Origin of the sequence: Ferruginibacter yonginensis (genome assembly GCF_042651465.1) — a bacterium.
GTDB classification, from domain to species: domain Bacteria; phylum Bacteroidota; class Bacteroidia; order Chitinophagales; family Chitinophagaceae; genus Ferruginibacter; species Ferruginibacter yonginensis.
In genome coordinates this window covers 265783-292502 of record NZ_JBHSCZ010000001.1, presented here as the reverse complement: position 1 = coordinate 292502, position 26720 = coordinate 265783, and the positions used below count along the sequence as shown (strand labels likewise).

General features: G+C 35.1%; 24 protein-coding genes. 5 read left to right on the top strand and 19 right to left on the bottom strand.

The genetic code is table 11. The annotated features are described in order from the left end of the window. Positions 1–48 precede the first annotated feature (48 nt). Both ACFOWM_RS01215 and ACFOWM_RS01210 read right to left on the bottom strand, forming a co-directional pair. Positions 49–1155, bottom strand: a complete 1107-nt coding sequence (locus tag ACFOWM_RS01215; RefSeq protein WP_379705910.1) for a redoxin domain-containing protein — start codon at positions 1153–1155, stop codon at positions 49–51. Positions 1156–1183: 28 nt separating this feature from the next. Then, entirely contained in the window at positions 1184–2362 is a 1179-nt protein-coding gene (locus ACFOWM_RS01210; RefSeq protein WP_379705907.1) for an acetyl-CoA C-acyltransferase, read from the bottom strand. A 239-nt stretch (positions 2363–2601) separates the two neighbouring features. Between ACFOWM_RS01210 and ACFOWM_RS01205 the strand changes: the two genes are divergently transcribed. Continuing rightward, positions 2602–3087 (top strand): YqaE/Pmp3 family membrane protein, encoded by a 486-nt coding sequence (locus tag ACFOWM_RS01205; RefSeq protein ID WP_379705904.1) that lies wholly within the window; start codon positions 2602–2604, stop codon positions 3085–3087. Positions 3088–3132: 45 nt separating this feature from the next. Here the strand turns inward: ACFOWM_RS01205 and ACFOWM_RS01200 are convergent, their stop codons facing one another. The 3 genes from ACFOWM_RS01200 to ACFOWM_RS01190 are packed head-to-tail and all read right to left on the bottom strand — an operon-like array spanning position 3133 to position 5892. Further along, positions 3133–4176 carry an ABC transporter permease gene (locus ACFOWM_RS01200; protein WP_379705902.1) on the bottom strand — a complete coding sequence of 348 codons (1044 nt, stop codon included), beginning with the start codon at positions 4174–4176 and terminating at the stop codon, positions 3133–3135. A gap of 11 nt (positions 4177–4187) precedes the next feature. Further along, a complete protein-coding gene (locus ACFOWM_RS01195) occupies positions 4188–5321 on the bottom strand; it encodes a BT_3928 family protein (RefSeq protein WP_379705899.1) in 1134 nt (377 codons plus the stop codon). Positions 5322–5340: 19 nt separating this feature from the next. Next, a complete protein-coding gene (locus ACFOWM_RS01190) occupies positions 5341–5892 on the bottom strand; it encodes a DUF1599 domain-containing protein (protein WP_379705896.1) in 552 nt (183 codons plus the stop codon). A 58-nt stretch (positions 5893–5950) separates the two neighbouring features. On the opposite strand from ACFOWM_RS01190, the gene folP reads away from it, so the two are divergent. Then, entirely contained in the window at positions 5951–6778 is an 828-nt protein-coding gene (folP, locus tag ACFOWM_RS01185; RefSeq protein ID WP_379705893.1) for a dihydropteroate synthase, read from the top strand. Positions 6779–6841: 63 nt separating this feature from the next. Here folP and ACFOWM_RS01180 read toward each other — a convergent pair whose 3' ends face one another. Together ACFOWM_RS01180 and ACFOWM_RS01175 are read right to left on the bottom strand one after the other, a co-directional pair. Further along, entirely contained in the window at positions 6842–7885 is a 1044-nt protein-coding gene (locus tag ACFOWM_RS01180) for an FKBP-type peptidyl-prolyl cis-trans isomerase (RefSeq protein ID WP_379705890.1), read from the bottom strand. A gap of 15 nt (positions 7886–7900) precedes the next feature. Further along, positions 7901–8920, bottom strand: coding sequence for a DHH family phosphoesterase (locus tag ACFOWM_RS01175; protein WP_379705887.1), 1020 nt, complete (start codon positions 8918–8920; stop codon positions 7901–7903). A gap of 149 nt (positions 8921–9069) precedes the next feature. On the opposite strand from ACFOWM_RS01175, the gene ACFOWM_RS01170 reads away from it, so the two are divergent. The 3 genes from ACFOWM_RS01170 to ACFOWM_RS01160 all read left to right on the top strand — a co-directional run bounded on the left by ACFOWM_RS01170 (position 9070) and on the right by ACFOWM_RS01160 (position 11227). Beyond that, positions 9070–9489 carry a nucleoside-diphosphate kinase gene (locus tag ACFOWM_RS01170; RefSeq protein ID WP_379705884.1) on the top strand — a complete coding sequence of 140 codons (420 nt, stop codon included), beginning with the start codon at positions 9070–9072 and terminating at the stop codon, positions 9487–9489. Positions 9490–9574: 85 nt separating this feature from the next. Next, a complete protein-coding gene (locus ACFOWM_RS01165) occupies positions 9575–10261 on the top strand; it encodes a spheroidene monooxygenase (protein WP_379705881.1) in 687 nt (228 codons plus the stop codon). 18 nt (positions 10262–10279) lie between these two features. After that, on the top strand, positions 10280–11227 hold the full coding sequence (locus tag ACFOWM_RS01160) for an arginase (protein ID WP_379705878.1): 948 nt from the start codon (positions 10280–10282) through the stop codon (positions 11225–11227). A gap of 64 nt (positions 11228–11291) precedes the next feature. Here ACFOWM_RS01160 and ACFOWM_RS01155 read toward each other — a convergent pair whose 3' ends face one another. The 12 genes from ACFOWM_RS01155 to ACFOWM_RS01100 form a co-directional block, all read right to left on the bottom strand. Continuing rightward, a complete protein-coding gene (locus ACFOWM_RS01155; protein WP_379705875.1) occupies positions 11292–11723 on the bottom strand; it encodes a DUF3276 family protein in 432 nt (143 codons plus the stop codon). 161 nt (positions 11724–11884) lie between these two features. Next, positions 11885–13714 carry an ABC transporter ATP-binding protein gene (locus tag ACFOWM_RS01150; protein WP_379705872.1) on the bottom strand — a complete coding sequence of 610 codons (1830 nt, stop codon included), beginning with the start codon at positions 13712–13714 and terminating at the stop codon, positions 11885–11887. Between the two features lie 141 nt (positions 13715–13855). After that, positions 13856–15295, bottom strand: a complete 1440-nt coding sequence (locus ACFOWM_RS01145) for an MFS transporter (RefSeq protein ID WP_379705869.1) — start codon at positions 15293–15295, stop codon at positions 13856–13858. Between the two features lie 3 nt (positions 15296–15298). Beyond that, positions 15299–15967, bottom strand: a complete 669-nt coding sequence (locus ACFOWM_RS01140; RefSeq protein WP_379705866.1) for a bifunctional 4-hydroxy-2-oxoglutarate aldolase/2-dehydro-3-deoxy-phosphogluconate aldolase — start codon at positions 15965–15967, stop codon at positions 15299–15301. Continuing rightward, on the bottom strand, positions 15960–16994 hold the full coding sequence (locus tag ACFOWM_RS01135) for a PfkB family carbohydrate kinase (RefSeq protein ID WP_379705863.1): 1035 nt from the start codon (positions 16992–16994) through the stop codon (positions 15960–15962). Before ACFOWM_RS01135 ends, ACFOWM_RS01140 begins: the two co-directional genes overlap by 8 nt. Positions 16995–17000: 6 nt before the next feature. Continuing rightward, the gene (gene uxaC, locus ACFOWM_RS01130) at positions 17001–18401 is read right to left on the bottom strand and encodes a glucuronate isomerase (RefSeq protein ID WP_379705860.1); all 1401 of its coding nucleotides are present in this window, start codon (positions 18399–18401) and stop codon (positions 17001–17003) included. Between the two features lie 35 nt (positions 18402–18436). Then, the gene (locus ACFOWM_RS01125) at positions 18437–20074 is read right to left on the bottom strand and encodes a UxaA family hydrolase (RefSeq protein ID WP_379705857.1); all 1638 of its coding nucleotides are present in this window, start codon (positions 20072–20074) and stop codon (positions 18437–18439) included. Then, on the bottom strand, positions 20064–21605 hold the full coding sequence (locus ACFOWM_RS01120) for a tagaturonate reductase (RefSeq protein ID WP_379705854.1): 1542 nt from the start codon (positions 21603–21605) through the stop codon (positions 20064–20066). The genes ACFOWM_RS01125 and ACFOWM_RS01120 overlap by 11 nt, the downstream gene beginning before the upstream one ends. Then, positions 21602–22627, bottom strand: coding sequence for a pectinesterase family protein (locus ACFOWM_RS01115; RefSeq protein ID WP_379705851.1), 1026 nt, complete (start codon positions 22625–22627; stop codon positions 21602–21604). The genes ACFOWM_RS01120 and ACFOWM_RS01115 overlap by 4 nt, the downstream gene beginning before the upstream one ends. After that, positions 22627–24528: a glycoside hydrolase family 88 protein gene (locus tag ACFOWM_RS01110; protein WP_379705848.1), complete on the bottom strand. Its 1902-nt coding sequence runs from the start codon at positions 24526–24528 to the stop codon at positions 22627–22629. Before ACFOWM_RS01110 ends, ACFOWM_RS01115 begins: the two co-directional genes overlap by 1 nt. A 1-nt stretch (position 24529) precedes the next feature. Continuing rightward, entirely contained in the window at positions 24530–26173 is a 1644-nt protein-coding gene (locus ACFOWM_RS01105; protein ID WP_379705845.1) for a glycoside hydrolase family 28 protein, read from the bottom strand. Between the two features lie 105 nt (positions 26174–26278). After that, positions 26279–26713, bottom strand: a complete 435-nt coding sequence (locus ACFOWM_RS01100) for a nuclear transport factor 2 family protein (protein WP_379705842.1) — start codon at positions 26711–26713, stop codon at positions 26279–26281. Between the last annotated feature and the right edge of the window lie 7 nt (positions 26714–26720).

Here is a 26720-nt window from a genome sequence, read left to right as displayed (position 1 = left end):
GAATGCGAAATTATCTTTAAAATTTAAAAATAACAAATGACATTAAAACTAAGGTAATAATACTGCCAACTTTGCTAATAATTTATCACCAAAAATGTTTTTTGCTACAATGGTACCATCTTTATCAAGCAAAAAATTTGCTGGTATTGATTTTATGTAAAAATTTTCTGATGTTTCATTTGACCAGCCTTTTAATTCACTCACTTGTATCCATGGCAAACCATCTTTATTGATAGCGTTGATCCATTTCTTTTTGCCTTTAGCATCATCGTACGAAACAGCATATATTTCTAACCCTTTGGAATGATACATGTCGTATGCTTTTTTAATATTTGGGTTTTCAGCCCTACAAGGTGCACACCAACTAGCCCAAAAATCAACCAATACATACTTACCTTTTAAAGAGGCCAAGCTAATCATTTGGCCGCTTGTATCAGGTTGATTGATTTTATCTAACTTTTTACCAACGCTGTATTTTTCAAAAATAGTAGCAATGTTATTTATTTTTTTACCTATTGCTGCTTTTTTTATGTTGCTGTGAAACAGGTTATAAACGTTCCTAATTTCAGCAGGCTCAACATCATAACTATAATTTTCAATAACACTGTAAGCGGCTAATAATGATTGTGGATGTTGTTTTATAAATGATACCAACAATGCTCGTTTGTTACGTTGTATTTGTTTTTCAACTTCATCTAAACTATCAAGCGCTGCTTTATTGGTTTTATTTTCAGGTAAATCGTAGCCTTTCGCATTGGCTTCGTATGCTTTATCTTCATTTTCAAAAAGAGCTTTCAATGCCACCATATCTTTATTAATACTAGCGCCAGTTATGGTTATATTTTTTAAAGAATCTGCACTGCCATTTAAAATGGTAGTACCACCAGGCTCCACATAAAACTGCACATTACCAGGGTATTGTTTTTTTACCCAAAACATGGTTCCCTGCAACGGCTCGGTGGTAAAACCTTTAAATGTAAATTGACCTTTTGTTACAACAGCAGTGTCGTAATTGTACATGCTATTTTTAAAATATGCAAATACCAATTTACCATTAACACCAGTGCCAACGTTACCCTTAATTACATAAGCACTATCTTGTGCACATACAAATGAGCAACAAGCTGTTGCAATGATTACTAAAAAAGTTTTCATTGTTATTGATACGTTTATAAAATTTAAACTAAATATTTTCTATCACCATTGCACTTGCACCGCCGCCACCATTACAAATACCTGCTGCACCATATTGTGCATTGTTTTGTTTAAGTACATGTAACAATGTTACAATGATTCTTGCACCACTTGCACCTAATGGGTGACCAATAGAAACTGCACCTCCATTTACATTTACTTTGGCAGCATCTAACCCCATACGTTTGGTATTTTCAATACCAACTACACTAAAAGCTTCGTTTAATTCCCAGTAGCTAATATCTTCCATTTTTAAACCTGCTTTTGCAACAGCTTTGGGTACAGCAATACTTGGTGTAGTAGTAAACCACTCTGGCGCTTGCTCAGCATCTGCATAACTCACAATTTTACCAATGGGTTTTAAACCTAATGCATCGGCTTTCGCTTTGCTAATAAGCACCAACGCAGCTGCACCATCGTTCATAGTACTGGCATTGGCTGCTGTAACGGTACCATCTTTTACAAATGCACCTCCTAAAGTTGGAATTTTATCGAATTTTACGTTGAACGGTTCTTCATCTTTCGCAAATAAAATAGGGTCGCCTTTGCGTTGTGGAATACTTACTGGTACAATTTCAGCATCAAACCTGCCTTCGTTAACCGCTGCTTGTGAACGTTTGTAGCTTTCTATGGCAAACGCATCTTGATCAGCTCTTGAAATGTTACAAGTAGTGGCACAAAACTCTGCTGCATTACCCATGGCGTTACCATCATATACATCAGTTAAACCATCTTTGGCCAAACCATCAACCATTGTAACGTTACCATATTTATTGCCCCATCGTACATTTTCAGAATAGAATGGTACATTACTCATGCTTTCCATACCACCAGCAATTACAATATCAGCATCGCCCAGCATAATGCTTTGGGCAGCTTGTGCAATGGCTTTCATTCCACTAGCACATACTTTATTTACGGTTGTACAATTTACTTCATTTGGTAAGCCAGCAAATTTTGCGGCTTGCCTTGCAGGCGCTTGCCCCAAGTTGGCTTGTATTACACAACCCATTAATACATCGTTCACCATTTCAGGTGCTACGCCACTTTTTTCTAAGGCGCCTTTTATAGCCACTGCACCTAATTGAGTTGCAGTCATACTTTTAAGTGAACCTCCAAAACTACCGAGTGGTGTACGTACGGCTGATAAAATATATACTTCTTGCATGGTTTAATTTTTTTGTGTCGCAAAGTTAGTTTTAAAATTGATGCAACATGATGCAATTACATCAACTATAATGAAATTGTGTAACGATTTACTCAATTGAGATAAGTTGTGAAGTTTTTATTTTAATACTACCTAAAAGTTGAACATTTTCAATAGAAATAATCAGTTACCAATACTTTTTATTGTTGGAACGAAATTTGTTAAATTGTGTTAAAATACATTCACTAAAAATCAAACACATGAAAAAAATTATCCTCAAAAGCTTATTAGCATTTACGATGGTAAGTTTATTAGCTAGTTCTGTTGACGCTGCCAATTTTATTACCAATACCAGTATAATAGTTCCATTTGTACCTACTATTACACCTGCACCCAATGTAGTTATACCATTTGCGCCAGTAGCCAAACCACAATCAATTTCAGTAAAAGAAGCTGTTAAAGGATTTTCAAGCTTGAGCAAAGCAGAAAAAAAATCAAGAATAAAAGATGCAAAAATTGCTTTAAAAGAGTACAAAAAAGCAAAAAAAGCTGGTAAAGAGCCAAGTACCAACACTTTGTTATTAGTGATATTAGCTATTTTATTACCACCATTAGCTGTTTATTTACATGAAGGTGAAATCAATAGTAAATTCTGGATTTCTTTATTATTAACTTTATTATTCTTTTTACCAGGTGTTATTTATGCCTTAATAGTAATTTTAGGTGATGATAACAAGAAAAACTAATTTTTACATTATACAAAAAAGCCGTTGTTAATTCAACGGCTTTTTTCATAAACGTACCCGAGGGTCAATAAGCGTATAAAGTACATCTGCCAGAATATTAATGGCGATAAAAATAACTGCACTACACAATACAGCACCTGATACTAAAGGATAATCTAATTTTTCTAAAGCTGTCACGGTTACTTTACCCAACCCCTTCCACCCAAAAATATACTCAACAAAAAAAGCACCTGCTAATAGTTCAGCAAACCAACCTGTTATAGCTGTTATTACTGGGTTTAAGGTATTTTTAAGTGCATGTCGAAATATGATGGTTCGTGTTGGTAACCCTTTTGCATAAGCTGTTCTTATATAATCTTGCTGTAACACTTCTAATAAAGTACTTCTCGTTAATTGTGCAATGACGGCCATTGGCCGGATACCTAATGTTATAGCTGGTAAAATTAAATTTTTGAGCGACAAATATTGCTCACCAGTTACTTCATCTAAAGCATATAAGCTACCAGTAATGTGTAAACCTAAGTATGGCTGTAATAAAAAGCCAAATACATATGCGATTAAAATGGCAATAAAAAATGAAGGTGCTGAAATACCAGCAATGCTAGTGATAATAGCAAACCGATCGACCCAAGTATTTTTTTTAATGGCTGCTATTACACCTAATGAAATGCCTACAAAACAAGCAAATAGCATAGCTGTAAGTGCTAATATTAAAGTGGCTGGTAATGCCTCTGCCAATACACTAGTAGTTGGTTTTTTGGTTTGATAACTGCTGCCTAAATAAGGTACTTTTAAACCTATTTTATGTTCGCCACCCCAAAAAAAACCTTTGAGTTGCTTTTGCTCAATTTCTGTTACAGAATGATAGGCAATGGGTGAAACATCATTACAATAATATAAAAATTGCTGCCATTTTGGAGCATCTAAATGCAACGCTTTACGAATGTTGTTAATGGTTTTTTGGTCACCTGTTTGTCCTACCATCATTTTAGTAGGGTCTTGAAAACCCTGAAACATCACAAAAACCAATGCCACTACACCAGGTAAAACAAGTAATGAAATGACTATTTTTTTTATAAGGTTTTTCAATGGCTACTACTTTATTCAGGTAAATGTTCAAAGCTTGTATAACTCCATTTTCGTTGAACAACGGGGCCATTCATCAAATACAAAGTGGGGTTAACCCTTGCCACTGTTTTTAAAACGGTAGCATCGCAGGTTAAAAATACTAATGATGAATAAACACCTTGCAGCGATTTAAATGACTGATACCGTTCCTTAGTTTTAGCTAATTGAGCTGTAACAATATAAATGGGCATACCTGTTGCAGTAATTCTTTTTATCAAGTCAGCATCTGCTTTCCAATTTGGCGCAAAGTCTGTTACATCTTTTATGTACAGTAAATAATATGGCTTGGGTATTGTTAAAATTGCTTCGGTGCTATCATTACCACTTTCTGTAGTTAATGAAAAATCACTGATTACAGGAATGTTGTTACTGCCTTTTTCAACCAATGTTTGAATACGATCTACAAATTCCCAAGTACTATCAGGTGTTTCACCTGCTTTAAATGATTGAACAGTTCCATTTTTTTTGTAGTTGAACACATAATCAAACTTATCAGGTACAGCGTTAGGGGGCATTTTACGAAGCTCAATAATATTATTACCTACTTTGTATGGCAAACAATCTACTAATGGTAAATTTCTAAGCACATACCATTGTAGGGTTATTATAGCTATAGTGGCTAAGCTTACATAAAGTCCGCTTAAAAAAGGCTTTGCAATAGGTGTTATGTGTTTGATATAAATCAACAACAAAATAGCAAAAATGAGTAAAACAATATCTTTTCCAAATGTTTGTTGCGGCGTTAACGGAATACAATCACCAAAACAACCACAAGCCCTAATTTTGCCCGTAAATAATACATAAGAAGTTAAAAATGTAAAAAACAACATTAACAACAGCAATACCCAAACGGTAATTTTCTTTTTATAACCTATAAGTAAAGCAATACCTACCACTACTTCTAACGCAATCATAATAATAGAAAAACTAAGGGCATAAGCATCCAAGCTTTTCATTAGCCCGGGCATAAAACCGCTGTTACTCCATGCTTCAAAAAATTCTTGCATTTTGTAGGCTAACCCTTTAGGATCAATGGCTTTCACTAACCCTGAAAAAATAAACAATACGCCTGTTACAATTCTTATTAAAGTTATTATAAGTTTCATGCAGTAGATTTTTTAAAATTTACGAAACAGTGTGTACGCCTTCATCAATTAAAATCAAGGCAAAAACAGCATAATTTAATATGTCAAAAAAATTAGCATCAATACCTTCACTCACTAAAGTAGCGCCATCATTTGCAATAATTTGTTTAATACGTAAAATTTTAGCTAATGATAAATCAACAAAACTTTGCTGACTCATACTACGCCATGCTTCTCCATAATCATGGTTTTTTTGTTGCATCAAAGCTTTGGCTGCGGCAGCTTTTTGATCGTACAATTCAGCTACCAACGATGGTGCTAATTCTTCAGGCTCATCACTTTTAAAATCTAATTGAATTAACCCAATAATGGCATAATTTAAAATACCAGCAAATTCACTTTTTATATCGTCGCCTATTTTTTGTATTTTATTTTCTTGTATAGTACGTATGCGTTTTGCCTTTATATAAATTTGATCAGCTACAGAAATGGTACGATACACCCTCCAAGATGTACCATAATCTTTCGTTTTTTTTACAAAAGTATTTCTGCATTGTTCAATGATAGCATCATATTGTTCAACTGTGTTCATGCACGATTTTATTTATAGATATTTGTGTATTGCTTCAAAAATACAATTCATAAAGCACATGTACAGCATTAACTGTAAAGGAAAATTGATATCGATAGAAACCCCACTTATTATGGGGATTATTAACGCTACACCCGACTCGTTTTATAAAGGAGATATTTTATTAGGGATGGATGGCCTTATTAATAAGGCACAACAAATGATTGCTGAAGGTGTTGATATCATTGATGTTGGCGGACAAAGCACTCGACCAAACGCTACTTTACTTACAATACAAGAAGAGTTAGAAAGGGTTATACCTATAATTAGTGCACTCCATACACTACACCCACAACTGATTATATCTGTAGATACTTTTTATAGCGAAGTGGCTAAACAAGCTATTGCAGCTGGCGCTAGTATCGTAAATGATGTGAGTGGCGGTACTATTGATGAAGCTATGTTACCAACAGTAGCCGCATTACAAGTACCCTACATATGTATGCATATGAAAGGTAACCCACAAACTATGCAACAGTTAGCTATGTATGATGATGTTACTTTAGAGGTACTTGATTTTTTTATTAAAAAAGTACACGATTGTAGCGCTGTAGGTATAAAAGATGTTATCATTGATCCCGGTTTTGGTTTTGCTAAAACCATTACACACAATTTTACATTACTCAAAAATTTATCGCAGTTAAAAATATTACAATGCCCCATATTAGTTGGTTTATCAAGAAAAAGTACTGTTTATAAAACATTGAACATTACAGCTGATGAAGCATTAAATGGTAGTACAGTGTTGCATACATTAGCTCTTGAAAATGGTGCCAATATATTAAGAGTACATGATGTGAAGGCAGCAAAAGAAGCAGTACAATTGCTTGCTGCCTATCACCAATAACCAAAACTTTACACAATAAAAAAGCAGCTCTATGGAGCTGCTTTTTTAATACATAATTTATAATTATTTACCTGCTGGTGCAGTTTGTGCTGGTTGCGGATTTGCTTTTTGGATACTATCCATGTATCTTTTTTGCATTTCTTGAAACTTCTTCTGCGCTGCTGCTGCATCTGCCGCTGCTGCTGCTTTATCAAGTACATTTAATATTTCTACTTCAAAAATTAAGTTTTCATTTGGTCCAATATCGCCACCATTACCTTGTGGTCCGTAGCCTAAAGTTGATGGTATGTACAACTTTGCTTTAGCACCTTTGTTTAACAACTTTAAAGCATCAGCCATACCAACAATAACACCGCCACCTAAACTTTGGTCGTTGGTTAAGTTAACCGTTAATGGTTCAACATGCTTCATCGATGGATCCGTATTTGAATCGAACATTTTACCAGCCAATGTTTTACCGGTGTAGTTAATTTTAGCTACTGATGTAGTATCTAAATTAGCACCAGTACCTGGTTGTAAAATTTCTACATAGGCACCTACTGGTGTTTTAATAGCTTTAATGTTATTTTTAGCAAAATACTCGTTCAAAACTTTATCGTCTTTCACTAATTGTGCAGCACTTTTTGCTTTTGCAGCTTCTTGCATAGCAGTAGCTGCTAATTTTTGTGCACTATCAGCCGCCTCTTTTGTTTTGTAAACGTTGGTGATTTTAATATTAGTAAACAAGTACTGTCCTTTTTTCATGAACGGAGGCATACTACCTTCTGGTTGTTTTTTAAACACTGAATCAGTTAATACTTTCGTACATAAGCTATCACCTTTTCTTAATAATTTAAATATTTTAAAATATGCTGGTGGTAAACTTGTTGAATCGAAAAGGATGATTTGTGGTGCACCCATTTCTCTTGTGGTATTTAAAATAGAATCTTTTTTACCGTTGTTTAATATTGATGTAAAATGAAATTCAATATAATCGCCTGGTTTAATAGTTTCACCTTTACCATCAGCAATAATTTTGTATTGAATGCCTTCATCACCTTTTTTGAATGATTGGTTACATGCAGTTAGTGTTACCACTGCAAATAATAAATACGCAATTTTTCTCATTGTTTGTTTTTATTTTTAAAATGTATATGTACTTAATTGTTCTCTATTAGCCTTCATAGCAGTTATAAAATCAGCAACTGCTTTTTCAAGTGTATCAGTAGTAGCACCGCCTGCAGCATTATAATGGCCACCACCATTAAAATAAGTTCGAGCAAATGTATTTACATCAAAAGCGCCTTTGCTTCTAAATGAACATTTACGTTCTTCACCTCTATCGATAATAATGCTGGCGAATTTAATGCCCTCAATGCTTAAAGGGTAATTGACCAAACCTTCAGTATCACCAGTTTTAATATCAAATTTTATTAAGTCAGCTTGTGGTATAGCAATTAAAGCGGTATTGTACTCATAAAATACTTGCATTCTGTTGCTCAACACATTGCCGATAAAACGCAACCTATTTTCGGTACCATTATCAAACAAAGCCTCATGTATAGTTGAATGTTGCAAACCCAATTCTTTTAAATGGGCTACCATTTTATGTACACTTGCTGTGGTTGAAGGAAACCTGAACGAACCAGTATCTGTCATTACACCAGCATATAAACATTGTGCAATGTCGTTATTAATGAGCTGTTGCCAAGGGCTAGCCATAATAAAATCATACACCATTTCGCAAGTACTACTTTTACCCGTATCACTTATACCGAAAGTAAAGGTATTTTGTTGCGGTTCACGATGGTGATCTATTAATACCAATGTGGCATTAGTGTTTGATAAAACGGGCTCCATACGCTTGGTTCTGCTCAGTGTATTAAAATCTAAGCAAAAAATAATATCAGCCGCAGCTATTATTTCATCAGCAATAGCTTGTTTGTTTTCGTAATCGATAACAGTTGCTACATCGGGCATCCAATTTAAAAAATGAGCCCAATTAGTAGGCGAAATTACAGTAACAGTGTGCCCTATTTGTTTTAAAAAATGATACAACCCTAATGTTGAACCCATAGCATCGCCATCAGGCTTTTGGTGCATGGTAATCACTACTTTTTGGGGTGTAGCTAATTGGTTGTAAATGTTGTGTATAGGCTGCATAAAGGCGGCGCAAAAGTAAGTAAAAACATGGTTGATTTACTAAAAGGTTGCCATGTTTTATTATTTATATTTTTGAAATCATGTATTTATTGATAAAATCACTCCAATTTTTAGCTTCTTTTATATACTTTTGCAAAAATTTTTAAAAGATGACAACTAACAGAACATTTACAATGATAAAGCCTGATGCTACTGAAAAAGGTAACACAGGTGGTATTTTAGCGATGATTAATGAGGCAGGTTTTCGTATTGTTGCAATGAAAATGGTTCATTTAAGTGCAGCTAAAGCAGGTGAATTTTACGCAGTGCACAAAGAGCGTCCTTTTTACGGTGAATTAGTAGAATTTATGAGCCGTGGTCCAATTACTGCTGCAATTTTAGAGAAAGATAATGCTGTTGAAGATTTTCGTACCCTCATTGGTGCAACCAACCCTGCGCAAGCGGCAGAAGGTACTATTCGTAAAAAATATGCAAGTTCAATTGGTGAAAACGCCGTACATGGTAGCGATAGTAACGAAAACGCTGCAATTGAAGGTGCTTTCTTCTTTAGTCAATTAGAGCAATTTTAATAAATTACAATAGCTTTTGAAAAGGTCTTGCACATGCAAGGCCTTTTTTATTTACAAACACATTGCCTTAACTTGCAAACGAATTATGCAAGTTTCGCTTACCATTATAAAATATCCTACTAGGTTTGTTCCCATAGCTTTTTTTGCGATGGTTATACACCGTTTTTTTTTATGGCGTAATAAAAGTATTCATTTTTATAAATTAATGGGTACAGGCAAAAATGGTACTTTTGATAAACAACCCGATTGGCACCAATGGGGTATTTTAGCAGCCCATCAAACAAATACTACGCTTGACTATACTGCTACGTTACAACAATTGTATGGAACATTTATAGCAACTTGGTTACAAAAATGCAATTGCACCACCATCACCTATATACTGCAACCTATTGAAGGACATGGAACTTGGGATGGCAAAAAACCATTTGGAAACTTACAACCAAAATCAGATTACGAAGGCACAATTGCAGTGTTAACGAGGGCCACCATCAGATTAAACAAATTAAAATATTTTTGGCAACATGTGGCACCCATTGCAGCTAAAATGAATACTGCACCAGGTTTTATAAAATCGTATGGTGTGGGTGAACTACCTTGGATAAAACAAGCTACTTTTAGCATGTGGCAATCAAAAGCTGCTATGAAAGATTTTGCCTACGGCATGAAAGAACATGCGGAAGTGATAAAAAAAACCAGACAACAAAAATGGTACAGTGAAGATATGTTTGTACGTTTTAAAGTTCAAAATATTATCGACCGTACTTTATGATCATAATAAACAAACGTTATGAAAAATATTAAATTAATTGAAGTACCATCAGAAATTGGTGCAGGTACTAGAGGCGCTAGTTTAGGCATAGATGCTATTAAAATTGCTGCGCTTGATTTTATGAGTAACTTCTTTGTACATTTTCCTTCAGAAAAAATTGAAGTTGAAAATAACTTATTATTTGAACCCATAAAATCGCCTTACGCTAAACGTATACAAGGTGTATTAACCATGTACGAACGCATTAGCAAAGCGGTAAGTGAAAGTATAAAAGGTAATTTTTTTCCGGTAATACTCAGTGGCGACCATAGCAATGCTGGAGGTACCATCGCAGGAATAAAAATAGCAAAACCCAAAAGCAAATTAGGCGTTATTTGGATTGATGCCCATGCTGATTTACATACACCTTACACCACACCATCGGGCAATATGCATGGTATGCCTTTATCAACCGCTATTGCAGAAGATAATGAAGAAAGTAAAGTACATGAAGTTGATGAAAAAACAGCCGCCATGTGGAACCAATTAAAAGGCTTGGGTAAAATTGCTCAAAAAGTTGACCCAGAAGATATTGTGTTTATTTCATTAAGAGATTTTGAAAAAGAAGAAAAACACTTAATTGAAAAATATGGTATGAAGGTAATTACCACTGCCGAAGTTAGAAGAAACGGTGCAGAAAGTGTAAGCAGAAAAGTATTGCGTTACTTAAGCGATTGCACTGATATTTACGTAAGCTTTGATGTAGACAGTTTAGACTCTGCCATTTCGAGAGGCACAGGAACCCCAGTGGGCAATGGTTTAAGAGAAAGAGAAGCAGAAGATTTAATTAGTAAGTTTATGCAAAACCGTAAAATTTGCTGTTTTGAAATTACCGAAGTAAACCCAACGCTTGATAAAGAAAACCTAATGGCTGAAATTGCTTTTAATATTTTACAGCGAAGTGTAAATGTTTTAATGATGAACTAATAATTAGAATGCATGTAATAAAAAAGGCTCACCAATGGTGAGCCTTTTTTTAAGTATGTTTACATTACCATTTATCAACTTCTTCAGTACTGCCGTTATCAGTTGTATCAATAGCTGTATTAGGTGTTTCAAGTGCTGGTTCTGTTGTTGTAACACTAGTTGCAACTTCTTCATTTGAAGCTACATGTTCATCACCTTCGTAAGGTGTATCATGATTGAAGGCATCAAAATCAAAATCTGGCATTAAATCAGTTTTTACATATTCAATTGCTTCGCCTAAACCTTTGTAAAACTTATTAAAATCTTCTTTGTACAAAAAGATTTTATGTCTGTCATACCCGTCTGAATCAAACCTTTTACGACTTTCAGTAATGGTTAAATAATAATCACTACCCCTAGTTTCTCTTACATCAAAAAAGTATGTTCTACGCTTACCTGCTTTAATGCGTTTACTGTAAACACTTTCTTGTTTTTTTTCGTTATTGTCGTACGCCACTTTTATAAAGTTTTTTAAAAAGATTGTTTAAAAATATGTTCAGCAAAGATAAAATTGTTTTCGAAATATCAAAATACTATCCTACCGCTCCTAAACGCTTCAAGTGCCGAAAATAGTGTATTTGATGGAATTACAAACTAACGGTTATTAGCTTTTAAAGATTATTCCCCTGAATTATTTTCTTGCTGATTTTGATACATGCTGTAATACAATCCTTTTAGTTGCATCAACGATTCATGCGTACCCTGCTCTACCACATTGCCTTCATCCATCACCACAATTTTATCAAAATTAAATAAGGCAAATATGCGATGGGTGATGATGATAGCCGTTTTGTTTTTCAAATATTCGTACAAACTACTAATAATAGCATTTTCAGTTTTTGCATCTACCGCACTCAAACAATCATCAAATATTACCATTGATGGGTTTTTAATAAGTGCCCTAGCTATAGAAATACGTTGCTTTTGACCACCACTTAGGGTTACACCTCTCTCCCCCACCATGGTTTCAAATTTTTCATCAAACTGGTTTATTTCATGGTAGATGTTGGCTTGCTTTGCGGCCGTAAATACGGCTTCATCACTGGCCTCTTTTAAACCAAAACGTATATTGTTTTTGATGGTATCGCTAAATAAAAACACATCTTGAGGCACATAACTTATTTGCGAACGTATACTATTTTTTTGCAGTTGCTGTACGTTGGTACCATCATATAAAATACTGCCCTCGTTAACATCATACATACGTAACAAAAGCTGGGCAATGGTGGTTTTTCCAGAACCCGTTTTACCAATAATGGCTACTTTTTCACCTTTGTTAATTTGCAGGTTAAAGTTTTTGATGGCATGTATACCTGTATGTGGATACGTAAAATTTACATTATTGATGCTAATATTACCTTCAACCTTAATATCCATCGCATTTTCAGCATCTACAATATTAGGTTGTGTTAACAAAAATTCATTGATTCTGCGTTGCGATGCTACGGCTCTTTGGGTCATGCTGGCAGTCCAACCAATGGCACTAACGGGAAACGTAAGCATTTGTATGTACAACACAAATTCTGCTATTTTACCCAAATCGGCGCCCGGTACATTGTTCACCACATCTAACCCTCCTACCAATATTGTGGTAAGCGTACTTAAGCCTATCATTAAACTCATTGATGGAAAATATATAGCTTCTGTTTTAGCTAAACTCAGTGCATTATTTCTGTACGCTTCGCTATTATTTTTAAAGAAACGGAGCATGGCTTTTTCTTGCACAAATGATTTAATGACACGAATACCAGAGTAGGTTTCTTGTGCATTGGTAGTTAAATCGCTCAACAATGCTTGAATACGTTCACTTTTTTTATTGATGATGGTATTCACGAAATAAATAGTAATAGCTAATATGGGTAAAGGCGATAATGCCACAATGGTCAACTTAACATCTGACCGTATCATAAAAAATAAACTAAACCCGATAATAGCTGCTAGGTTAATGAAGTACATAATGGCTGGCCCTGTGTACATGCGAACCCTACTTACATCTTCAGAAATACGGTTCATTAAATCGCCAGTGCTATGGGTTTTATAAAAGCCGGTATCTAATTGTTGGTAATGGGCAAATATTTCACTTTTTTGATCGTACTCAATATAACGACTCATTACAATAATGGTTTGTCGCATTAAAAACATAAAAAAACCACTAATGAGTGCTAAAATAAGTAAGATTAAACCCGTATATAAAATTTTATGTTGAAAGCTTTCGTTGTTAAACCATTGAATAATTTTCACTACAATAAAATCATAATTATGCAGTTGAGCATCGGTTAAAGGTTCGTTTTTACCTTTTAAAACCGTTACAACAGCATTAACCACAAAACCCGTTAATTGGGGTGCTAATATTCGAAAGTAATTGGTGAGTATAACAAACAATACTCCTAGTGTAAACCGATATTTATATTTGCTGAAATACTTATTGAGCGTAGATAATTGCGTCATTGTTTGCAAAAATAAGCAATAGTTTAGCAATGATGCAAAAGGCCATCATTGTTATGTTTAAAAACGCTCAAAAAAGTACCAATGTTGAAGTGTGCGACGCAACGATGCTGCCATATTTTCAACTGATGACTACCCCACCAACTATAAATCAGTAATGGGTTTGTAATGTGGTACCAATGATTTCATGATAATCCACCCAATTAAATAGGCAACAGCACATATTGAAAAAATGATGAAATAACCTGCTTCAATGCCTTTAAAACCAAAAAATACCATTTGCGATTTTGTTGTATAATCAAACAAAACACCTGAACCTTTATTGATTAAAAATGAGCCAATACCACCAGCCATACCACCAATGCCCGTAATGGTTGCAATAGCATGTTTGGGGAACATATCGCCAACAGTGGTAAAAATATTGGCCGACCATGATTGGTGTGCAGCGCCAGCTACACCAATTATGATAACTGGCAACCATACAGATATGCTGCCTAATGGTTGAGCTAACAATGTAAGTAATGGTATAAAAGCAAATATGAGCATGGCTTTCATACGACCGTTATACGGGTTCATTGCTTTTTTATCAACAAAATAAGTGGGCAACCAACCGCCAATAATTGATAACAAAGTAATACCATACAGCACAAAAATTTGAGGAGCGCTTTGGGTTGCATTGAGGTTATAAACAGAACTTAAGTAGGCAGGCGTCCAAAATAAAAAGAACCACCAAACACCATCGGTCATAAATTTACCTATTGCAAATGCCCAAGTTTGTTTGTATTGTAATGCTTGTATAAAACCAATTTTTGCAGCGGCATTTGTATTAGTGGTATTGGTAGCATTATTGTCGTGATCGTCTTGCTGAATATACAGTAACTCTGCCTCATTAACTTTTGGGTTAAGATGCGGTTTTTTGTAAATAAATACCCAAAAGCCCATCCATATAAAGCCGAGTGAACCAATGATGATGAAAGCCATTTCCCAGCCAAAAGCTTTTGCGATAAAAGGAATACTAAGTGGTGCTAACAGTGCCCCAACAGTTGCTCCAGCATTGAAAACGCTGGTGGCTAATGCCCTATCTTTTTTAGGAAAATATTCAGCGGTTGCCTTAATGGATGCTGGAAAATTACCAGCTTCACCAATAGCCAATACTACCCTAGCGAAAATAAAAAACGATACGCTTACTGATATCACTTGTGCCGTATTGGTTAACGTACTTATATTTTGTTTGGCTTCAGCAAACCCTACTAACCAAGTACCATTTAACCAGCCTGCTGTTGCAATACCACAAAATGCATGCAAACATGCACCTACCGACCATACAAATATGAACCAAAAGAACCCCTTTTTAGTATCCATAAAATCTATAATACGACCGGCAAACAACATGGCAAAGGCATACACCAATGAAAAAGTTGCTGTAATGGTACCATAGTCATTGTTGGTCCAGTGAAACTCAGGAACAATAAAATCTTTCCATGTAAGTGATAACACTTGCCTATCAAGGTAATTTATGGTAGTTGCGAAAAATAATAATATGGTAATTGACCAACGAAATGATGATTTTTTAGAAGCTTGCATGAGTTAGTCTTTAAGTTTAATTTGTTGAATAATTTGCAAAACCTTGCTTGCTTCATTTTGAAGTTGTTGGTATTGTTGCTCAGCTAATATGGAGGCGGTTATTAAATTACTACCCATACCAACGGCACACACACCAGCATTAAACCAAGCTTGTATATTCGCCGCAGTAGTATCTACTCCTCCTGTAGGCATAAATAACATAGTAGGGAATACTGCCTTTATTGCACTTACAAACCCTGGCCCCAACACATTACCCGGAAATAATTTTACCAAGGAAACGCCCATTTTTTCTGCCTTAACAATTTCAGTAACCGTCATACAACCGGGTAACCAAAGTACAGCATGCTGCACAGCTATTTCATGTACTTCATCAATTAAAGCAGGGCTAATTAAAAAATCGGCACCTGCCTCTATAAATGCTGTTGCAGCGGCAGCATCTTTAATGGTACCAATACCCAAGTATAAATCGGGCATTTCATGTTGAACCACATGTTTTAATGCTTTAAAATTTTGCAAAGCGGTTGCACCTCTGTTAGTGTATTCTACAATACGAACACCAGCTGCATACAAAGCTTTTAAAACAGCGATACTCACCGTTTCATCAGCATTAAAAAACAGTGGCATTAAGCCTTGTGATTGTATTGTATAGATAATAGCTTGTTGCTTATTCATAAATGGGCAATGCATTTTTAATATCAGCTAAGGTACTACTCGTAGCATCACCCAACTGTTGTAATTTAAGAATAGCGGCAGTTGCGGCCGTATCAATAATTTGTTGTGGCGGCAATTGCTGGTCAATTCCATAAATTAACCCGGCCATAAAACAATCGCCACTGCCAATTTTATCTACAATATGTGGTACTTTAAATGTTTGTGTATGAGCCATAGTAGCACCTGTATGATAAGCTGCATAGTATTTTATACCTGCACCATCATCAAACCTAAAAGTATTGGCCACTATTTTACAAGTTGGGTATTGTTGTTGTAATTGTTGGGCAGATGTTTGAGAGGTTTGTAAAAAAATATGCTCATCAGTTGAAGTTGCATCAAAATTTGAAGGTAATGCAATACCAGCCAATTTTTCAGCAGCCCAAATATTACCCATTATTACATCACAATACTTTAATAAGGGCTGCATAACTGATACTGGCGTTTCACCATACTGCCACAATTTTGCCCTATAATTTAAATCAACTGAAATAGTAATACCCAATGATGAAGCTACTTGAACAGCCTCTAAACAGACCGCTGCGGCTGTAGCATTTAATGCAGGACTAATAGCTGAAAAGTGAAACCAATGTGCATCTTTCAACACAGTATGCCAATCAATATCACCAGGTTGCAATTGTGCAAATGATGAATAGTTGCGATCATAAATGACTGCATTATTTTTTAAATCAGCACCTTGTGGCAAGTAGTAAGCGCCAATACGTTCACCTGCATAATGAATATGTTGGGTTTTGATATTGTTACTTTTTACATAATCTACAATTTCATTTGCTAAGTAATGGTTCGGCAATGCAGTAACGTAGCTAACAGGTTGTTGCCATTGAGCTAAGGCGCTTGCTACATTTAACTCTGCACCACCAATGTACACAGGCATTTGAGCATCTCTAATAAATGCGCCATTCATATAAGGTGAATACCTTAAGAGTAATTCACCAAAACAAACAATATTTTTTTGAGAACGTTGGGTCATGAAAGCTTAAAAATTAAAATACGTTTGGGCATTGTTGAAACAAATATCTTTTATAATACTACCCGTCCACTCAATATCATTAGGTAATTCTCCATTTTCTATTTCTTCGCCAAACATATTACACAACAAACGCCTGAAATATTCATGACGAGGGTATGAAAGAAAACTTCTTGAATCTGTTAACATACCTACAAACTTACTCAACAAGCCCATATTAGAAAGTGCATTGATCTGTTTGGTCATACCATCTTTCTGATCTAAAAACCACCAAGCAGAACCCCATTGTATTTTTCCTGCTGCAGAACCATCATTAAAGTTACCAATCATGGTAGCCATTAACTCGTTATCAGCTGGGTTAAGGTTGTATAAAATAGTTTTTGTGAGTTTATTATTGGTATCTAATTTATTAAGAAAAGTGGCAGTTGCTTTAGCATGTGAAAAATCACCAATTGAGTCCCAACCTGTATCAGCACCAAGTTTGGTAGCCATACGAGTATTGTTGTTTCTGATTGCACCGAGGTGATATTGCTGAATCCAGCCTTTTTCATGATCCCACTCTGCAAATTGTTGCAGTAAGGCTGCACGTAGTTGATGATTTTCAGTAAGTGTAAGTGTTGCACCGTTTCTAACTTTTAAAAATATTTGTGCAACAGTAGCTTCATCAGCAGGGGTTACATACATTTCTTCTAAACCATGGTCAGACACTTTACAACCGTTAGCTGTAAAATAATCATGCCTGTTTTTGAGTGCTGCTAAATAATCATCGTAACTATTAATGGTAATTGCAGAAGCTGTTGCAACTGCATCAACATACTTATTAAAGTTTACCGGATTATCGGGATTCATAGCAGCATCTGGCCTGTATGCTGGTAATATAGGAATTTCAAATCCATCGTTTTTTAATTGTTGATGGTATTCTAAACTATCAATAGGGTCATCAGTAGTACAAACCGTATGTACATTCATTTTACGCAATAAATTTTTTACGGAGTATTCCGGCGAACGTAATTTTTCGGAGCATTCATCATAAATTTTATTGGCAGTTTGCTCATTTAACACCGTATGTACATCAAAATAACGCTGTAATTCTAAATGCGTCCAATGGTACAAAGGATTGCGTAATGTATAAGGTACTGTTTTAGCCCATTGTAAAAACTTATCTTTATCTGATGCAGTGCCTGTAATAAAATGTTCATCAACACCATTGGTACGCATGGCCCTCCATTTGTAATGATCGCCATATAACCAAATTTGTGTAAGGTTTTCAAACTGTGTGTTATTCGCTATATGATTGGGTGGAAGATGACAATGGTAATCAATAATGGGCATATCCTTCGCATACTGATGGTACAAGGTTTCAGCCGTTTTATTATTAAGCAAAAAATTATCGTCTAAAAAGTTTTTCATTATCGTATAAATAAATAGTTATTAGATTAAGTAAATTATAATGACACACCACGTTTCCAAGGGATAAAATCATCTTGATTTAATTGCACAGATTTTGGAACTACTTCACCACTTGCAGCTGCAATACAATAGGTTAAAATTTGTTCGCCCATTTGCTCAATGGTTACAGTACCTTCAATAATACCTCCAGTATCAATATCAATAATATCGCTCATTTTAGTAGCTAAGGTAGTATTGGTAGCCACTTTAATAACCGGACAAATAGGGTTACCCGTTGGTGTACCTAAACCAGTTGTGAATAAAATTAATGTAGCGCCAGCAGCGGCTTTACCAGTGGTAGCTTCAACATCATTACCTGGTGTACAAACTAAATTTAAACCTGGTTTGGTAGCCACTTCTGTATAATCAAGCACATCAACCACAGGCGATGTACCTCCCTTTTTTGCTGCTCCTGCACTTTTAATCGCATCAGTAATTAAACCGTCTTTAATATTACCAGGTGAAGGATTCATGCTGAATGATGAACCTGCTTTGGTTACAATATCATCATACCGTTGCATTAAATGAATGAACTTTTCAGCATCTTCTTTACTATTGGTACGATCAATTAAATTTTGTTCAACACCACATAATTCAGGAAATTCGGCTAACAAAACAGTACCACCCAAAGCAACCAATAAATCAGCTGCATAACCAACGGCTGGGTTTGCTGAAATACCACTAAAACCATCGCTACCGCCACATTTAACGCCTAAACTTAACTTACTTAAAGGTGCTGGCGAACGCTCTATTTTGTTGGCTTCTATTAAACCTTCAAAAGTTTGTTTAATAGCATCGCTAATCAGTTGCTCTTCACTCTGCGACTGTTGTTGTTCAAATATAAATGTAGGCTTATCGTATTGCGGATGTAACGTTTTTAAATCACTTAAAAAATCTTGTGTTTGTAAATTTTGGCAACCCAAGCTCAACACTGTTACACCAGCTACATTAGGGTGATCAGCATATGCTGCTAATAATTTACTCAACACAGCAGCATCTTGACGAATACCCCCACAACCACCTTGGTGATTTAAAAACTTGATACCATCAATATTTTTAAATACTCTTTTATGATGATATTGTGTGGGTGCAAAATCAATAGCATCAATACTTTCGTTACTTTGATATGCATTGATTAAATCACCAACATAATTTTTATACTTTGCGGTGTTACCATAACCGAGTTGATTTTGCAAAGCCTCTTTAATAACATCTAAATTTCTATTCTCACAAAAAACGGTTGGTATAAATAACCAATAATTAGCCGTACCTACCCTACCATCTTTACGATGATACCCATTAAATGTTTGCTGTTGAAACTTTGATACATCAGGTGGCTGCCAAGTAAAAACATTATTTCTATAAGCATAGCCTTCAGCGGCATGTTTTAAATTATCAGTACTCATACGCATACCAGGCCACACATGCGTTTGTATTTTGCCTACTAGTACACCGTACATTGTAACTGATGAACCTGGTAACATTTCGTTTAAATAAAATTTATGTTTAGCAGGAATATCTTCTAACAAAGTAATAGTATGACCATCTACCACAACTTGTTCATCTTTCAACAAATTTTGTAGTGCTACGGCTACATTATCAACTGCATTTATTTTTACAATCTTACTTTTCATGTTCAACTAAGTTATTGGTTGCAACGGCTAATTTTATAGCTGCAACTGCCCCATTTTCTTTTAAAATTTGTAACCAATAATTTACCTCTTGGCTAAAACCTGTTATGGTATTCAAATCTGTTTGCCATAAATCATTATTACTTAAAATATTGTTTACAATCATGGTTGCGCCAACATCTTTCCAACTAGAAGCATACAAAGCAGCATTAGCATCGGTAATAAGGTATTTATGTCCGTTAACCGTGCCATAATATTTACCATCAGCCCCTTGTTCACCACACATAAATAAAATATGTGCTGCTACACCTAACGCCATTAATGAAGGTACTTCAGCAAAGCGTTGGTGGTATTGTTGTATAACGGCAGTATTACGTAAGTGCATTTTTGATGAGTATTGTGCAGTAATACTTAACCAATGATGATCAATGAACGCATTGCGGTACCTATCTAATACCTTATTGGCAAAGTTGATTGCTTCTGCTTCCGTAATAGCATCACTAATAATGGATGGAACAATTTCATCGAACATTAATTGTTGAATAAACTGAGCAAAATCAGCATTTTCCATGGCATCTTTCACTGTATCAAAACCTGCTAAAAATGCTAACCCACAAGTGAAGGTATGAGAGCCATTGAGCAGCCGCAATTTCAACTCCCTAAACTTATTAATATCTTTTGCAATAACCACACTTTCATTGGCATCAGCAAATGATAAAATATTTTTAACCTCATCATCATTGGCTTGAATAGCCCATAATGCATATACTTCTGACATGATCATTAACCCATCTTCATAGCCTAATTCATTTTGTAGTTGGTTTTGTTCATCAGCCGATAATTTACCCGGCACAATTCTATCTACCAATGAATTACAAAAGTGGTTGGCATTTTCGAGCCAATCAATAAAAGATGTTTCCAAACCGTTTTGATGCGCCAACTCAATTACTATTGACAATAATTTATCCGCATTATTGGGCACCAACTCTGTAGGCACAATGACCATTCCTTTGGTAACATCTTTATTAAAAAATTTAAAACGATGGTATAAAAATGCTAATAATTTACCGGGGAAAGATGATGGAGGTGTAGCATGAATGTTATCATTGGTAAATGTAATACCCACTTCAGTTGTATTTGAAATGATGACCTGCATGTCAGGATTTTCAGCACATTGTATAATTTCATCCCACTCAGTAGCGGCAGTTAATACCCTACTTACTGATGCTGAAATATGAATTTCATCTACCCGTTGTTTTTCTTCAATACCTCTTATACAAAGCGTATACAAACCATCTTGTTCGTTGTATACTTCGGCATCGCCCCCACCGTTGGTTGATTTTACAATAACAATTCTACCATTAAATACACCTTCATTATTGGCTTTGTTGATTAAAAAATCAGGTAGTCCACGTAACAATACCCCTGTACCAAATTGCAATACTTTTTCTGGTAACGAAAAAGCATTTGCTGTTGGTAAAACAACTTTCCCTTTTAATGTAGGCAGTTTTAAAGCTTGTTGTGATAATTTCATTTTACAATATTTATTTCAGGGTTCCAATGTGTACCAAACACCCAATTAACATTTATATTTTTCGCTTCAACAGCGTTCTCAGCTGTTTCTAAATTGTTTGCAAACCATGTATAATCTCCTCCTTTTTTATGACAGTTAAAATAGTACACCCTGCGCCCCCATTGAATGGTATTTGATGTGGGCACTAGGTAAATATCTTTATCGGCCATATTTGCATCAAACAAACAATCAATTAAATAAAACTGAGCATCACGGTGGTATCGGCCTAATTTAAAACCATTGTAGCCTTTGAACGTACAGTTTTTTAAAACCGTTTTAGAATCCTTTACTGCAGAGCCATCGTGCCAAATGGCAGCATCACCTACTAAAGCATTAAACGTACAATTTTCAGCATATGCCCAACCACGAGGACAATAAAAATCAACCCCACCATACATTGCACAATCTTTAAAATAAAACATACCAAAGTTGGTGTTCCATGGGCTTACGGTATCGCCACCAAAAGCTTTAAAAACACAATTGATAGCCCTTAACCTTGTAGCAGCCATGGTACGTAATGCCATTTGGTGCCCACTCGGTTTAATGGTTTTTATTTTTGTAGCCGTTGTATCAGTACTACAATAAATATTTTTATTTTGCTGATTCACCAAACCATAATCATTAATAATGGTAAGGTTTTGCAGTGTAATATCATTACCATCAATATTTACGGTTGCTACGCCCCAATCATCATTGTGCATACAACGCCACTCTTCTCTAGCAATACTATTGGTGATGATGGTTTGCGTATTACTTTCGCCTTTTAAAATAATTTGGTGCTTTTCTATATATATTTTTTCATTGTACACACCATTTTTTATGTAAATGACTCTAGGAGTTGCTGAACTGTCGGTCAAACTATTGATGGCACCTTGTATGGTACTAAAATCGGCCTTACCTTTTTTGGCAACAACGATGATTTTTTGTGCAAAACCTTGCACACAACAACTCAAACATAATATGATAGCGACAATGGTTTTCATTATTTTTTTGTCTGTTTAATAAGCCACTGTACTAAATCTTCTGCACCTTTATAGTTCTCTAAATAAGACGGTATTTTTCTACCATCTATATATTCATTATATAACCAAGGGTCGCCTACAGCAAACACAGTACCTTTACCTACTTTAGCAACGGCCATTATTACATCGCTATTATCAGACAAAACAGCCTTTGCAGGCGCTTTTACATTGATGGTACAAATTTCTTTGAGGTATAATTTTTTGGCTGTTTTAAAAATGAGGTTATTAGGTAAGATGTTGAAAGTACCCGTTTCATACTCATTACCCTTTACCATATTTCTGTAATTTTCGTTGAAGTGAATACCGAATTTATTGGCTAATTCATTGTAATGTTTAAACTCTACATTATTGCTATCATTCGCAAACAACATTAACACACCACCAGCTTTAACCCAATTATAAATAACATCTATTTGGGCAGGTTCAATATAATGTGGGTTTTTATTTTCTTTTGGCCAATCAGGATCAATGATAAAATAGATACTGGTATTTTTTAAATCATCGGCCGTTACAGCCGTCATTTGTTTTTTTGTTGCAACACCATATTTATTGAAAACATGACCTAACATAGAGTAACCGCCATTATCCATTTGCTCCCATATGTAATGAAATTGTACAGTGGTTCCAGTGATGTCTTTTTGGGTTTCGTGGTTAAAATAATAATCGAGTAATACTGATTTATTTTTACCAATTTGTAACGTTGGAATCATTTCAACTTCAGCAGCGGCTTGTATAAAAGCACCCATACCTTTTGGATCGTTTACAATTACAGGTTCACCCAAGTAATAAGCTACACTGCCATCTCTATAAGGTTTTCCACCCAAGCCAGATACTTTTACGGTGCCAGCTAAATCTGTTTGGTTATTATTGTTTTGAATAAATTGCTTTACCAAACCTTTGTAAGCTTTTTGTGCCAGCGATTGGTAAGTATTAGGCAACAATTTTAAACGAGCACCTTTTGCCATTGCATAAATGAACATGCTTGATGCTGATGCTTCTAGGTAATTACCTTTAGTGGTAGGTTGGTCGATGATGTCATACCAACAACCAGATTTTTTATCTTGATACTTTACAACCGCTTGTAAACTACTATTGAGTATGTTTACAAGTTCATTTCGTTTAGGATGATTAACAGGAAAATTCTCCAATACATCTACCAATGCCATTACATACCAGCCTATGGAACGTGCCCAAAAATTAGGTGATTGTCCGGTTACTTTATTGGCCCAACCCATTTCTTTAGAAGCATCATAAGCATGGTATAACAAACCCGTTTTTGCATCAAGCCCAAATTGATTCATTAAAATAAACTGCTGGGCAATATCATTAAAAGCAGTATCCTCATGTGCTAGCATGGCATACTCGGTATAAAAGGGTTCTGCCATATACAAACCATCTAACCACATTTGGTTAGGATACACTTGTTTGTGCCAAAAACCACCTGTCGCATTACGGGGTTGATTGCGAAGTTGATTGCGTAAAATAGTAGCCGCTTTCCAATATTTTTCTTTACCCGTAACCCTGTATAAGAATAATAAAGCCCTACCGTTTTTTACATTATCAATATTAAAATCGGTTTGCTTGTACGTTTTAATTGTTCCATCTTCGTTCAAAAAGTTATCCATACTTTTTTGTATGTAATTAAAATATTGAACATCAGCTGTAGCCTTCCAAACTGCAACAACCCCCTCTAGTATTACGCCTTGGTCGTATGCCCACTTAGCAGGTTTACCATCGAGTGCAAATGAATCTTTCCAAATGTTCATAGCAGTTGCTGTAACAGCTTTACTGTACTGCATTTGGGCAGAAGTAGTTGCATTGAAACTTATGCAAATAAAAAATATGATACTATATTTTTTCATGTTAGTCGTTAATTTGAAGGGCTTTATCAGTAGCACCAAATTCAAAAATGGTTTTGGTTTTAATATCGTTCACTTTATTTTTAAACCAATGGATGTTACTGGAACGTTCACCACCAATTCGTATTAACTGAGGTGCTGTAGTGATAGGTAAAATGTTTACAAAATCAATATCGTGACTGTTTAACACATCAACCGTAGGTGTGGTTTCACTTACTATGAATTTGCAATTTTTTAAAGTGAAATTATATGCTTCACTCATTTCAATTCCTTTTAATGAAACACTGGTAAAGTTTTCAATAGCAATATCGTGTATGTTCATTTCAGGTAAACCTCTTACAAATAAAGCTCTTTCAGCACCATTACTTACTACATTTTTGATGTAAATATTTTTAAACTGTGGTGTAGTTTCATCAACTTTTTTAAACTCAACTACGGGTGCTTCTCTTTTTTCGCCAGCTAATACAATAGGGTCTTTTGCTGCATAATACATATCAAATAAAATAGCATCCCCTACAATATCTTTCATGGTAATATTGTTTACAAAAATATTTTCTACAATACCCCCTCTGCCCCTTGTAGTTTTAAAACGTAACCCGATATCTGTACCAATAAATGTGCAATCTTCTACATAAATATTTTTAGCACCACCACTCATTTCGCTACCAATTACAAAGCCACCATGTGCATGGTATACTGTACAGTTTCTAACCAATAAATTTTCTGTTGGCATCGCTCTTTTTCTTCCTTCTTCATCACGACCACTCTTAATACAAATACCATCATCGCCTACATCAAATGTGCTATTTTCTAACAGTACATTTTTACAACTTTCAATATCAATACCATCGCCATTTTGTGCATACCATGGATTTTTTGCATATACATTACGTACGGTAAGGTTGGTACACATGAGCGGATGCAAATTCCAAGCAGGCGAATTTTGAAAAGTAACCCCTTCTAATAAAATTTGATCGCACTTCGTCAATACTAATAAGTTAGGTCTTAAAAAATCCTTAATTGCAACAAAATCTTGTATCGTTTTGTTACCAGCCATTACACCAGGCTTATCAACTTTTGAGCCTGCAAAAGAGCTAGGTGTTGGGTACCAAGTTTTTTTATCATCGCTTACAACGCCGCCACGTTTTAATAAATTTTTCCATTGGCTGTCAGATAATTTATCTTTTTTAACCATACGCCAAGCATCACCATTACCATCAATAATACCACTGCCTGTTATAGCAATATTGGTTGCATTTGTTGCACTAATGGGCGACTCATTTCTTACAGCTTTTAAGCCTTCCCAATTGGTTTCTATTAATTTATATTGATTTAAATCATTGGTAAATTGTAATAATGCGTTTTTATCGAGATGAAGGTTTACGTTTGATAACAAAACGATAGGGCCAGTTAGCCAAATACCTTTTGGAACAAGCACTGTACCACCACCATTTTTATTACATGCAATTATAGCATCGTTGATACTTTTTGTATTGTGCGTAATACCATCAGCCACAGCACCATATTTTACTATAGAAAACGTAGCATTTTTAAAAGCTACTTTTTTAACAGGTGGCAATGTATTTTTTTGTGCGTTGCTTGTGAGAGTAGCAAAAATAACACCTATGTATAAACAGAATTTGAGCATAATTTTATTTGTTATGTTACAATTTTAGTGGTTAAAAATTGTAATGTTATTCTTTTTAAAATGTTTATTTATGCAATCGTTATCGGGAACGATATTGCAAAAAAATTACTGTAATTTAATTGCTTGTCTACCCACAAATTGCCACTGTTTACCTTGCTTTACCCACACTTGCATTACTGCTAACTTTACGGTTCCTGGTTTGCCATTATCGTTGGTATTGGCAAATAATTGGTGACGAACTATTGCTGTATTATTCACAATTACAATTTGCTGTTGGGTAATATCCAACGTTGTAAAATCAGTTGCACCTGTAAGTAGTTTTTTTACAAATGTGGCTTTGTTATCAATACCACCACCTGAGTGACCGTATGATAATGAATCGCTGGTAAGATGCACTAATGTTGCACTATCAGCATTGAGCATAGCAACCCTTAATTGTTCTGTTGCTTTTGCTACAGCTTTATATGCTTTTGATTGTGCTATTACACTTTGCACACTCATGAGGCATAAAAAAATTATTATAATCTGTTTTTGTTTCATACACAAA